Below are 12218 nucleotides of genomic sequence, written 5' to 3'. Positions count from 1 at the left end.
GCAAAACCCGAAAATTAAGCTTGTCATTGCGAGCCTGAGAAGCAATCTCCCGATCAAAGCTTCTAAAAGTAGATCGCTGCATTATATTCGCGATGACAGTATAGTTTTGCAAAGACTTCTATAAATCTGTTGGCTATTTTATAATAATTTACTGGCCAGATTTGCCAGCTCGGATCGTTCTCCTTTCTCCAGATTAACATGCGCGTAGAGCTCACTGTCATGCATGCGATCCACCAAAAATGACAGCCCATTGCTTTGGGTATCCAGGTAAGGGGTGTCGATCTGGAAGATATCTCCTGTAAAAATGATCTTCGTATTTTCGCCCGCACGGGTAATAATCGTTTTCACTTCATGCGGCGTCAGGTTTTGCGCCTCATCTACGATAAAAATCACGTTCGACAAACTGCGTCCCCGAATATAAGCCAGCGGAATAATGCGCAGCTTATCATTTTCAAGCATGTCATCCACCTTTTGGAACTTTTTGCTGCTCTCCGGAAACTGATTCTTGATAAACGATAAATTATCCCAGAGCGGCTGCATATAGGGGTCGATCTTGGAACTGATATCGCCCGGCAGATAACCGATATCGTTATTGCTCAATGGAACAATAGGACGGGCCAAAAATATCTGGTGAAAATTGCGTCGCTGTTCCAGCGCGCCGGCCAGTGCCAGCAGCGTTTTTCCCGTACCCGCCGCACCGGTAATCGTCACCAGTAAATTATCGGGATTCAAAATAGCATTCAGGGCAAACGTCTGTTCGGCATTACGCGGCGTTACGCCATAGGCTGTTCTCTTTTTTACAAGTTCCACAGAATCACTTTCATTATTAAAGTATCCCAAGGCCGAACCGGATTGTCCCTTTAAAATAAAAAACTGATTGTTATTGGGTTTCTCCTCCTGTAAATCGGTATAGGGCAACTTCCCCTCCTCATATATCTTATCAATAATGGCATCATCACAGGTAACTTCTTTCTTACCCTGATACAAGTGATCAATATCCTTTATCTGGATCGTCTCGTAATCCTCAGCATCAATATTCAACGACCGCGCTTTGATCCGCAGATTAATATCCTTCGAAACCAGGATTACTTTCTTATTGGGCTCTTCCTCCATCAATTTCAGCACCGAATTCAAAATCCGGTGATCATTCTTTTCGTTTCCGAACACCTTTGATGCATCCAGCTCACTATTTTCATTGCTGATCACCCGCAGCTTTCCGTGCGTTTTACCATTCAGGGGAATCCATTTCTGTAGCAAATTTTTATCAGATATCTTATCGAGATAGCGGCTGAATTCCCGCGCATGCAGATTTATAACATCATTGCCCTTTTTAAAGGTATCAATCTCCTCGAGCACCGTAATGGGAATAGCAATATCATTTTTCTGGAAATTTTTTACCGCATCCGAATCATACAACAGAACCGAAGTATCCAGAACGTAAATTTTCTTTTTCTTGGATTTAGCCATACCAAAAATGATTTAGATTGGAGTAAACAGCCATATCGCAAATGTTTCTAACACGTTATTGAATAAGCCAGTCAGAATCAATACTTACCTGGTTCATTAATTAAAATTTCACATTTTCCCGGACAAATCATAAAGCGCTATCGACGCAGCAATAGCCGCATTCAAACTCTCCACATTTTTCGAACCTACCGGCGACGGAATCCGAACGCTACTCCGGTTCGCTGTCATCAACTCATCACGAATGCCATGCCCTTCATTTCCCACCACAATTACTCCCTTTTTTAGGGATGATATTTCATGCAATGCCTTTGACTCAGCGCCGGCATCCAATAGAAAAACTTCCCAGTTTTCGCGTTCAAGAGTATCAAAAACCTCGGACAATTCCCCATTCATAAATGGAATCGTACCCGTTGCCCCGGCCGTTCCGCGCACAACTTTGGGATGAAACATATCTACCGTTCCCTTACCCGATATAATACCCGAAATCCCAAACCAACCGGCCGTACGAATGATGGTGCCCAAATTCCCCGGATCCTGCAATCCATCCAGTGCAACAATTAATCCCGACTTGTCAGCTAATTCTTCAGGCGTCATCTCTGTAGGCATCTCGCATAACGCAAGAACTCCCTGCGGGGTATCGGTATCCGAAACTTCCATAAACAGCTCCCGGGATAAGGTAGCTACCTCCAATTCATCGATTATCCTTTTCCAATCAGCTTGCTCCCAATACCGCTGACTCTCATCAAAAAACAGGGCCTGTATCTCTATCTCTTGATTAGCTACCACCTGCTGTACCGCACGAGCCCCTTCTAAAAGAAAAAGGCGCTCTTTATAGCGATACTTTTTGCGATTTAATTTACGAAGAAGGGTCTGTTGACGATTAGAGGCGGTTGATAAATTCAATGGTAAGCTATTTGATTTTTATTAGTATTAACGGGTTTAGCGGTTAAAAAGTAGCCTATGTGTCATCCTGAACTTGTTTCAGGTTCTGGTAGGGACAAGAAACGTTGATTAAAACTATTGCCAGATCAAAGATATAGTCCTTACGAGATCCCGGATCGGAGTCCGGGATGACACGGCAGGTATTTCTTGATTCTTGCCATCTAACCGCTAAACAAATTAATATTAAACGTTTGATATATGCGCACCTGCAAAATACCAGAATAAATTATTTGTGAACTGAGCTTCATATCATGAAAATGATCCTTATTTTAATATCAAAATTTAATAAATCACAAAGCCAAAGCTATGGATTTTCTCAAGAAATTAGGTATCGAAGGCACGAATCTGGGCACAAGTACCGGACAAAAGTTTTTCGGATCAGAAAGCGAAGAAACGATATCAAGTCACACACCAATTGACGGCTCCCAAATAGCCGATACTACTGTAACTTCTCGCGAAGATTACGATAAAGTGGTAGCAAAAGCACAGGAGGCATTTAAAGAATGGCGCATGGTTCCCGCTCCCAAACGCGGTGAAATTGTTCGCCAGATAGGACTTGAGCTGCGCAAACATAAAGAAGATCTCGGACGCCTTGTTACCTATGAGATGGGCAAAATCTACCAAGAGGGGCTTGGCGAAGTACAGGAGATGATTGATATCTGTGACTTTGCTGTAGGACAATCCCGCATGCTGTATGGCAAAACGATGCAGTCGGAACGGCCCAAGCACCGTATGTATGAACAATGGCATCCGTTGGGTATTACCGGTATTATTTCGGCCTTTAATTTTCCGGTTGCTGTCTACAGTTGGAATGCCATGATTGCCGCCGTCTGTGGAAATGTGATGATCTGGAAAGGATCCGAAAAAACACCTCTGTGCGGCATTGCTGTCCAAAATATTATTGCCAAAGTATTAAAGCGAAATGATCTGCCCGAAGGCATTTTTAACCTCGTTACCGGTGGTCGTGAAGTGGGTGAGTGGATGACAGAAGATGAGCGCATTCCTCTCATTTCGGCAACCGGTTCTATCCGCATGGGCAAAGAAGTAGCTCAAACCGTCGGTGCCCGACTCGGCAAAACTATTCTTGAACTTGGTGGCAACAACGCAATCATCGTCTCCGAAAATGCCGATCTCGAAATGGCAGCCCGGGCAACCGTCTTTGGATCTGTAGGAACCTGTGGTCAGCGCTGTACTTCTACGCGTCGCCTTATTGTCCATGAAGACGTTTTTGATGAACTGAAAAATCGTCTGGTTGAAATTTACAAAGATGTGAATATTGGCAATCCGCTGGATGAAGATACTCTGGTAGGCCCACTTATTGATAAGCAAGCAGCCGAGAGCATGCAGCAGGCCCTTAAGGAAGTTCAACAGGCCGGCGGTGAACTTGTTTACGGCGGAGAAATACTGGAAAAGAAGAAGCTCAACGGAGGACATTATGTAAATCCCGCTATCGTGATTGCCGAAAACGAATACGACATCGTGCAGGAAGAAACATTCGCTCCTATCCTTTACTTGATTAAATATAGTGATCTGGACGAAGCCATCGCTAAACACAATGGGGTTCGTCAGGGACTCAGCTCATCCATGTTTACCCTTAATATGCGTGAAGCCGAAACCTTCTTAAGTGCCCGTGGTTCAGATTGCGGTATTGCCAATATCAATGTAGGAACCAGCGGTGCTGAAATCGGCGGTGCTTTTGGAGGCGAAAAAGAAACGGGGGGCGGACGTGAATCCGGCTCTGATGCGTGGAAAGCCTATATGCGCCGACAAACAAACACCATCAACTGGAGTGATGAAATGCCATTAGCACAAGGCATTGAGTTTGATGTAGAATAAATTCTTCCTTCAAAAACTTATACCAAAATAAAAGAGCCCCGGTACCGGGGCTTTTTTAATGGAATATTATTTATCTGTATTGCCTTAGAGAATACTGTACGAAAATCCCGCTGAAAGCACCTGCTTAATTTGTAGCTCACGTGAGAAATCACTGTCATACACCATCACAAACTGGAATGACATGTTTAAATAATCGTTAATTTTCCCGATCAACTCATTTGAAAAGTTAACATCGGTATTATCCACGTGGCGCTGCAGGTTCGTAAATGTTTCCACTGAACTGATTAAACGAACATTCGAAACAATTTTCTTTTCAAAGTTCATTGCTAAGGAATAACCCGGCTCAAATCGGAAGCTTTCACCCGGCTCAAGTCCATAGCGCGTAGACAAATCTGTATCAGAAACTATGGTTTGTTTCATTGCCATACCCGCTTCAGCCGTAAAATAATCTTCCGGTTGAAATGAAATACCCGCTATCTGTGTAAAATAAGCTGGTGCAAAAAAGCGAGAAATCATCACAGGAGGATCAGTAGAGTAATCAAATCCTTGGTCAAACTGCGTGCTAAAATTGATATTCCCAAAAGCACTCCATCGTTCATCTTCAAACAAATAGCTAAACTTGTTATTGATAGCAATACGGTCATTGGTCTTGCGAGTTCCCTCGTCTTCTATACGTGCCTTGCCATATTTAAAATTCGTTCCGAGTGCATAGGCAAACTGCCCTTTTCGATATTTAGCATTAAACACCGTGGAAGCAGTAACACTTATCGTATTTACCCCTCCTTGACTCCAGTTGTCGTAGGATGCCTGAGAACCACTCAAATCACTAATCCAGTCAACTTGCCATCCCTTCAAGGTGTCTGCAACAACAACCTTGCTGTTTATATTCGACATATCCCGTACAGAAATATCACTATCATTTTCGAGTAGTCGACTTATTTCAGTAGCCTCTTGACTTAAAACCGGCGGGCTTATTAAAACAGTAATACTAAGGAAGAGAACAAATGAAAAATATTTTTTCATAAAACTATCTGGAATAAAAATCGCATTGGTTAATTATTTTCAGCTCGAATATATTGACATTTTTGAGCCTAAAAAAGTTTCGTTATTCAAGATTTTATCAGCTTAACATTTTGCAACTGTTTATTTTCCACGACTACTGAGACATGCTCATCCAATTTTGTAGGCAGCTCCATACCATAAAATTCTGCTTTTATAGGAAATTTACGATGGCCGCGATCAACCAATACGGCAGTATGAATTTCTGAAGGTTTAATATGATTTGAAATGATTTTCAGGGCTTTAAACATTGTTTTACCCGAAAAAATAACATCATCCACAATAACCGGATAATGATTCTTCTGTAATTCAATATCTTCCAAAGTGGACTGTGAGTTTTTCTCTTCTAGTGTAAGTTGGATCAATCGCACTTCATCATTAAATATAGGATTTAAAATATCCTCCAGAGCTTGGGCCACAGCATATCCTCGTTCATCGATTCCAAAAAGATCAATGGGAGCATCATCCACATTGTGTTCTGCTATTTCGTGTGCCATTCGTTTCAGGGATCGCGAAATGCGTTCCCTGCTCATTAATACTAATTCTGATCCGGAATTCATTGACTTTAATGCTTTATTTATTAGAAATAAACTGTTGCAAATAATTTATAATAAACAAACAGCTTTGTACATTATTAATAGTTAAAACAAATAAAAATAAAAAGAGAGGTTCATTATGAGTCGCAAATCAAACTTCCTGTTATTTACCACCTCCTTTTTAGGAGGATTGGCAGCCGGCCTTCTTTTATCGCCCACAAAGGGTAAGCAAAATAGAGCATGGTTATCAGAAAACGCCTTGGAATTGAACCGGTGGGCAAAAATTCAACGCCGCATGGCCAAACGGAAAAGCTCTCAAGAACTCCAGAAGCTCCGTAAGAATATCCACCAGGAAATCCAACAAAACATACCCAATCTATATGAAGCTACCGATACTATTCCATTAAGCGGTGACAATATTCTAAATGAGTAAGTCAGCCTCTCCATATCACGAGAAATTGCTTCACTGGATCTGGGAAACCCGCCATTTCAACTTTCGTAACCTCAAAACAATTGGTGGTAAAAAAGTCCGGATACATGATACGGGGCAACTTAATAAATCGGACGGGCCCGATTTTTTATCCGCGGAGATTACCATCGAGAACCTGCGCTGGTTTGGAAATGTTGAGTTGCACTGGTCACTATCCGATTGGAAAGCACATAATCACCATACTGATCCCAATTTTGACAACGTCATTCTGCACGTTGTTTTTAATGCTACTGAAACCCGTAGCTGCAGGAGTGATGAAACACAAATTCCCACTCTTTGTTTAGCCCCATACCTCTCCCAACCACTGCAGTCTTTCCTCGAACAATATCAAAGCAAACCTGAACTGCCCTGTGCAGGTCAACTTTCTTTCATATCAGAAGAGGCTTTTGCTCAACAGCTGCAAAAAGCTCACAAAGAATATTTCGAACAAAAGGTCGATGATCTTCTGGCTTTTTATGATGCTTCACTGCCTCCGTCGCAGGCATGGATAAAAATGCTCATTACCGGTCTTTTTGACGGGCTTGGGATATCTCACAATCGACATCAAATGCGCAAGCTGGCCAACCTTCTATTTAAAGAATATAATGATACTTCCTCAAAAAATGCGTTTCGCATTCGGGCTCTAAAACTTTCAGGCATCGATACTGATTGTAACCATACCATCCGGGAATCCATTAACTGGAATCATAAAGGATGCCGCCCCGGTAACCACCCACGGCTCCGCATTCAACAAGGAGCAGAACTCTTTTGGCAGATCCACCACCTTCGTTTCGAACAATGGTTGCAAAATAGTCCCAAAGACTTGTGGCAAAAATTAATTGATGATATCCAAACAACACCAGGTATTGGCCAAGAGCGGGCCTCTATTCTTTTCGGAACCGTATTTCTGCCTTCAATGTATTTTTTAGGAAATCTATTTTTCAAAGAAGAGCTTAAAAATAATTGCTGGTTACTTTGGCAAAAACATGAGGCTTATATTCCTTCCTCCCTGCTTAAACTTTTTGATAATACCGATGTTTCTCCCTCCCTATACAAACAAAAACTCGGATCTATTTATCAGCTGCGATCCTATTGCCGTCCCCGCAATTGTCAGGATTGTAAAGTTTTTAAAAGTATAATTTCTTCTTGATTCAGAACGTGTAAATTCATATCATCTGCATCTGTTGAAAAAGGCATAAAATTGCCCGGTCGTCTAATGGCAGGACAGCGGTTTTTGGTACCGTCAGTGGGGGTTCGAGTCCTCCCCGGGCAACAAATTCTAAAGGATGACTTCATAGCCATCCTTTTCTATTTTTTATAACTTCCTGAAAACTCGCTTCGTTGGATACGCCCTTAGCCATATTTGCCGGACGCAGCAATCTTGCTCTTACAAGAGCTATTGCTGAAAAATACGGTACAGATTTAGGTGAAGTTACTATCAAGCCGTTTTCGGATGGCGAGCTCTATGTTAAGTACGAACAGAGCATTCGCGGCGAAGATATTTTCGTAGTACAATCTACACCGCCGCCGGGCAACAATATCATGGAGCTTTTATTACTCCTTGATGCTGCAAAACGGGCATCGGCAAAGCGAGTAACAGCTGTAATCCCCTATTTTGGGTATGCCCGTCAAGATCGTAAAGATCAGCCGCGTGTTTCTATTGCCTCTAAGCTGATGGCAAACTTACTTACTGAGGCCGGGGCAGATCGTATTTTAACAATGGATCTGCACGCAGCACAAATTCAGGGATTTTTTGATATTCCGGTTGACCATCTATATGCCAGCCGGTTATTTATTGATTATTTCAGCGACCATCCGATTGAGAATTTGGTCGTTGTTGCTCCCGATGTAGGCAGCCTGAAAATGGCTCGAGCATATGCCAAACGTCTGGGAGCACGGCTTGCTTTTATTGATAAAAGGAGGCCCAAACAGAATGTAGCCGAGGTAATGAATATTGTCGGTGAAGTTGAAAACAAGAATGTGCTGATCGTTGATGATCTTATTGACACAGCAGGCACACTAACAAATGCAGCCTCCGCACTGAAAGACCGCGGAGCATTAAATATTATAGCAACATGTACGCATCCTATTTTATCAGGGCCTGCGTACCAACGAATTGAAGATTCACCTATTGATCAGCTGTTGGTTACCGATACGGTGCCGCTACGTAAACCCTCGAGCAAGATTAAGGTTTTGAGCGTAGCGGGTATTTTTGCTGAAGCAATACAGCGTATCCACACCAACGATACAATAAGTGCACTTTTTGACGATTAAATTAACGTTTTAGGATTATGATTACTCCAGAAGTAGTAGATTTAGAAGGAAAAATTAGAGAAACAGGCCGCAAAGCCGCAGATGCCCTTCGGGATGCCATGCGCGTGCCTTGTGTTATGTATGGACCTGAAGTTGAAGAAAACGTACATTTTTCGATTGATGAACTGGAATTCGAAAAAGTACTAAGCGAAAGTAAGCGTCAGATACTCAATATTACGGTCGATGGCGAAGAGTACGAAACCCTTCTGAAAGATGTGGAATTTCATCCACTAACCGATCGTCCCGTCCATGCCGATTTTTATGTAATGGCCGAAGATCATAAAGTTACATTGAGTGTGCCCATCAGGCTGGAAGGTACTCCTGTTGGTGTTACAGAAGGCGGCGGTCGTGTTTTCCAACCAATGCATATCTTGCGCATCCGCGTGAAGCCCGATCTTATTCCCGGAGCTTATACCGTTGATATTAGTGACTTAGAAATTGGTGATTCTTTGCACGTACGCGATCTCGAGCTTGAAGGAATTATTCCTCTCGACGATCTTGGAAGAACGCTGGTAACGATTCGTCCTCCAAAATCCGAAGCACTGCTTACATCTTCACTTATTACCGAAGAGGCAGACGAAGAAGAGCTCGAAGAAGGCGAAGAGGCACTCGAAGAAGGCGAAGAACTTGCAGAAGGTGAAGAAGCCGAAGAGGGCGAAGAAACCGAAGACGACGAAGAAACAACTGAATAATAGTATTGACCAAACCAGCGTAACTGCTTTATGCCGCTAATTATAGGTCTGGGAAATCCCGGGAGTAAGTACGCTGGCACTCGTCATAATATAGGTTTTGAACTTATCAATACACTGGCAACATCATTGTCAGTACGAATGGGGCCTGGAAAAGGCCCTTTTCATGTGGGAAAAGGAAATCATGCAGGACATTCGATTTACCTGATCAAACCCACTACTTATATGAATAACAGCGGTGATGCCGTGCGCCAGGCCGCAAATTGGTATAAAGAAGATGTTGGGAACTGCCTGGTTTGCTATGATGATCTGGATCTGGATGTAGGAACTATTCGTTTGCGTCCGGGAGGAAGTGCAGGCGGCCATAACGGAATAAAAGATATTATCAATAAATTAGGGACAAATTCTTTTCCCCGATTGCGTATTGGGATTGGAAATGACTTTCCAAGAGGACAACAAGTACAGCATGTACTTTCCTCCTTTTCTGATGATGAGCGTTCGACTATTGAAACAACCTTGGACAATGCGGTGGATGCCGCTCTCTGTTTTGTCAGAGAGGGTATCGATCAGGCAATGAACAAGTTTAACTAATCGACTACTAACTTATACTAATAAACTAAAGCTGACATGAATACCTTAATAACCTACTTAATACCGGTTAGTGGTGTACTTGCGCTACTGTATACCTTCTTAAAATCGTCTTGGGTTAATAAACAAGACACCGGCACGAAAAAAATGGCAACTATTAGCTCACACATACAACGTGGAGCAATGGCATTTCTTAAAGCCGAATATAAAGTATTGTCCATATTTGTAATATCCGTAGCAATTCTACTGGGTGTTACCGCCAATGCTGAAACATCCCACTGGCTTGTATCCGCTTCATTTATTGTAGGAGCATTTTGTTCAGGATTAGCCGGTTTTATTGGCATGCGTGTTGCCACCAAAGCAAATGTTCGAACAACCAACGCAGCTCGCGAAAGCCTTGGCAAAGGATTAAATATTGCTTTCGCCGGCGGTTCCGTGATGGGACTTGGCGTTGTTGGCTTAGGCGTTCTTGGCCTTAGTGTTCTTTTCCTAATCTTTGGAGATATGTTTGGTACTGGTACTGCGGGCGATGTCAACAAAGTATTGGCTGTTGTAACCGGATTTTCTTTTGGAGCTTCATCCATCGCCCTTTTTGCTCGTGTAGGTGGTGGAATTTATACCAAAGCAGCCGATGTTGGAGCTGACTTAGTTGGTAAAGTTGAAGCAGGTATTCCCGAAGATCATCCATTAAACCCTGCAACTATTGCAGATAATGTTGGTGACAACGTTGGTGATGTTGCCGGAATGGGAGCCGATCTCTTTGAATCGTATGTAGGATCTATTATTGGTACGATGGTATTGGGTGCTGCTTTTATGGCTAATCCGGAATGGGCAGATAACTTCAATGGTCTTTCTGCTGTACTGCTTCCACTTGTTTTGGCAGGTACTGGAATTTTGACTTCCATCCTCGGAACATTTTTCGTCCGTGTTAAGGAAGGTGGCAACCCACAAACCGCATTGAATATTGGCGAATTTGTTTCTGCTGCTGTAATGCTTGTAGCCTCTTATCTGTTAATCCAGTGGATGCTACCTGCAAGCTGGAACCACACAACTATTTTTGGAGACGAAATTGCCATTACAAGTATGGGGGTGTTCTGGTCAACAATATTTGGATTGGCAGCGGGATTACTTATTGGTCTAATTACCGAACACTATACTGGAACCGGTACAGGACCTGTTACAGGCATTGTAGAACAATCTTCGACCGGTGCTGCTACGAATATTATCGCCGGTGTAGGCGTTGGCATGATCTCTACTGCGATTCCCATCATAATTATTGCTACTGCAATGATTGCTTCATACGAATTTGCCGGACTATATGGTATAGCTATTGCTGCAGTAGGAATGCTCTCCAACACCGGAATTCAGTTAGCTGTAGATGCTTACGGACCTATTTCAGACAACGCAGGCGGTATTGCTGAAATGTCTGAATTGCCCAGTGAAGTACGCGAACGTACTGACAAACTGGATGCAGTTGGTAACACCACTGCAGCTATCGGTAAAGGGTTTGCCATTGGCTCTGCTGCATTGACGGCGCTTGCACTTTTCGCTGCATTTATCACCTCTTATAATGCAACACATGAAGTAGCATTAACTGGTATTAATATTACTCAACCCAAGGTAATGGGAGCTCTTTTCATAGGAGCTATGTTGCCCTTCCTATTTTCCGCGCTTTCCATGAAAGCGGTAGGACGTGCTGCCATGTCAATGATTGAAGAAGTTCGACGACAGTTCAATGATATTCCAGAACTGCGCGCCGGACTTGATGTGATGAGTCGCAACGAAGGCACCAAGCTCGAAGACTGGTCTCAAGAAGATCAGGATACCTTTGAAACGGCCATTGGAAAAGCCGAATATGAAAAATGTGTTGAAATTTCTACCACGGCTTCGCTCCGAGAGATGATTGCTCCCGGCGTGTTAGCCGTAGTTGTTCCTGTTGCTTTTGGATTCATTGGCGGACCCGCAATGCTTGGCGGTTTGCTGGCAGGCGTTACTGCCTCTGGAGTACTTATGGCACTTTTCCAATCCAATGCCGGCGGTGCTTGGGATAATGCCAAGAAAATGATCGAAAAAGGCTTTGAATACAACGGAGAACTTCTCGAAAAAGGTTCTGAAGCCCACAAAGCCTCTGTTGTTGGTGATACCGTAGGTGATCCATTTAAGGATACTTCAGGTCCCTCACTTAACATTCTTATTAAGCTTATGTCGGTGGTTGCGCTCGTAATTGCAACAATGATCTAAGCTTCCTTAGAAAACAATTATCAAGATTAAGCCCTGTCCCAATTCCACGGGATGGGGCTTTTTTGTTTTATGTTTATT

Annotated in this window: 11 protein-coding genes and 1 tRNA gene; 8 read left to right on the top strand and 4 right to left on the bottom strand. The window is 43.0% G+C overall.

Translation table 11 applies throughout. From position 1 onward, the window contains the following. Positions 1-138: 138 nt before the first annotated feature. Positions 139-1467, bottom strand: coding sequence for a PhoH family protein (locus tag U5J89_RS04890; RefSeq protein WP_322574487.1), 1329 nt, complete (start codon positions 1465-1467; stop codon positions 139-141). A 108-nt stretch (positions 1468-1575) separates the two neighbouring features. Next, positions 1576-2370, bottom strand: coding sequence for an RNA methyltransferase (locus tag U5J89_RS04885; protein WP_322574486.1), 795 nt, complete (start codon positions 2368-2370; stop codon positions 1576-1578). 345 nt (positions 2371-2715) lie between these two features. Here U5J89_RS04885 and U5J89_RS04880 point away from each other — a divergent pair, with 345 nt between their 5' ends. Next, complete coding sequence (locus U5J89_RS04880; protein WP_322574485.1) at positions 2716-4245, top strand: aldehyde dehydrogenase family protein; 1530 nt, start codon at positions 2716-2718, stop codon at positions 4243-4245. Positions 4246-4329: 84 nt separating this feature from the next. Here U5J89_RS04880 and U5J89_RS04875 read toward each other — a convergent pair whose 3' ends face one another. Beyond that, positions 4330-5268, bottom strand: coding sequence for a DUF3078 domain-containing protein (locus U5J89_RS04875; RefSeq protein WP_322574484.1), 939 nt, complete (start codon positions 5266-5268; stop codon positions 4330-4332). A gap of 86 nt (positions 5269-5354) precedes the next feature. Then, positions 5355-5864, bottom strand: coding sequence for a phosphoribosyltransferase family protein (locus U5J89_RS04870; RefSeq protein WP_322574483.1), 510 nt, complete (start codon positions 5862-5864; stop codon positions 5355-5357). A gap of 115 nt (positions 5865-5979) precedes the next feature. On the opposite strand from U5J89_RS04870, the gene U5J89_RS04865 reads away from it, so the two are divergent. From U5J89_RS04865 to U5J89_RS04835, 7 genes are all read left to right on the top strand, one after another. Next, a complete protein-coding gene (locus tag U5J89_RS04865) occupies positions 5980-6273 on the top strand; it encodes a hypothetical protein (protein ID WP_322574482.1) in 294 nt (97 codons plus the stop codon). Beyond that, positions 6266-7459, top strand: coding sequence for a DUF2851 family protein (locus U5J89_RS04860; RefSeq protein ID WP_322574481.1), 1194 nt, complete (start codon positions 6266-6268; stop codon positions 7457-7459). Before U5J89_RS04865 ends, U5J89_RS04860 begins: the two co-directional genes overlap by 8 nt. 52 nt (positions 7460-7511) lie before the next feature. Beyond that, positions 7512-7582 (top strand) — tRNA-Gln (locus U5J89_RS04855). A gap of 68 nt (positions 7583-7650) precedes the next feature. Next, complete coding sequence (locus U5J89_RS04850; RefSeq protein ID WP_322574480.1) at positions 7651-8583, top strand: ribose-phosphate pyrophosphokinase; 933 nt, start codon at positions 7651-7653, stop codon at positions 8581-8583. A gap of 17 nt (positions 8584-8600) precedes the next feature. Next, positions 8601-9314 carry a 50S ribosomal protein L25 gene (locus U5J89_RS04845; RefSeq protein WP_322574479.1) on the top strand — a complete coding sequence of 238 codons (714 nt, stop codon included), beginning with the start codon at positions 8601-8603 and terminating at the stop codon, positions 9312-9314. Between the two features lie 30 nt (positions 9315-9344). Continuing rightward, positions 9345-9902: an aminoacyl-tRNA hydrolase gene (gene pth, locus U5J89_RS04840; protein ID WP_322574478.1), complete on the top strand. Its 558-nt coding sequence runs from the start codon at positions 9345-9347 to the stop codon at positions 9900-9902. A 36-nt stretch (positions 9903-9938) separates the two neighbouring features. After that, positions 9939-12140, top strand: coding sequence for a sodium-translocating pyrophosphatase (locus U5J89_RS04835; RefSeq protein WP_322574477.1), 2202 nt, complete (start codon positions 9939-9941; stop codon positions 12138-12140). Positions 12141-12218 lie beyond the last annotated feature (78 nt).

It is taken from the genome of Fodinibius sp., from assembly GCF_034521915.1.
In the GTDB taxonomy this organism is placed as follows: Bacteria; Bacteroidota; Rhodothermia; order Balneolales; family Balneolaceae; genus Fodinibius.
The sequence above is the reverse complement of the archived record's forward strand: the minus strand, read 5'-3'. Positions and strand labels throughout refer to the sequence as shown.

Bases quoted from the DNA above. Each gene is read 5' to 3' on its own strand.
- pth (WP_322574478.1), top strand. From the start codon at position 9,345: ATGCCGCTAATTATAGGTCTGGGAAATCCCGGGAGTAAGTACGCTGGC.
- U5J89_RS04835 (WP_322574477.1), top strand. From the start codon at position 9,939: ATGAATACCTTAATAACCTACTTAATACCGGTTAGTGGTGTACTTGCG.
- U5J89_RS04845 (WP_322574479.1), top strand. From the start codon at position 8,601: ATGATTACTCCAGAAGTAGTAGATTTAGAAGGAAAAATTAGAGAAACA.
- U5J89_RS04890 (WP_322574487.1), bottom strand. From the start codon at position 1,467: ATGGCTAAATCCAAGAAAAAGAAAATTTACGTTCTGGATACTTCGGTT.
- U5J89_RS04880 (WP_322574485.1), top strand. From the start codon at position 2,716: ATGGATTTTCTCAAGAAATTAGGTATCGAAGGCACGAATCTGGGCACA.
- U5J89_RS04860 (WP_322574481.1), top strand. From the start codon at position 6,266: ATGAGTAAGTCAGCCTCTCCATATCACGAGAAATTGCTTCACTGGATC.
- U5J89_RS04870 (WP_322574483.1), bottom strand. From the start codon at position 5,864: ATGAATTCCGGATCAGAATTAGTATTAATGAGCAGGGAACGCATTTCG.
- U5J89_RS04865 (WP_322574482.1), top strand. From the start codon at position 5,980: ATGAGTCGCAAATCAAACTTCCTGTTATTTACCACCTCCTTTTTAGGA.
- U5J89_RS04875 (WP_322574484.1), bottom strand. From the start codon at position 5,268: ATGAAAAAATATTTTTCATTTGTTCTCTTCCTTAGTATTACTGTTTTA.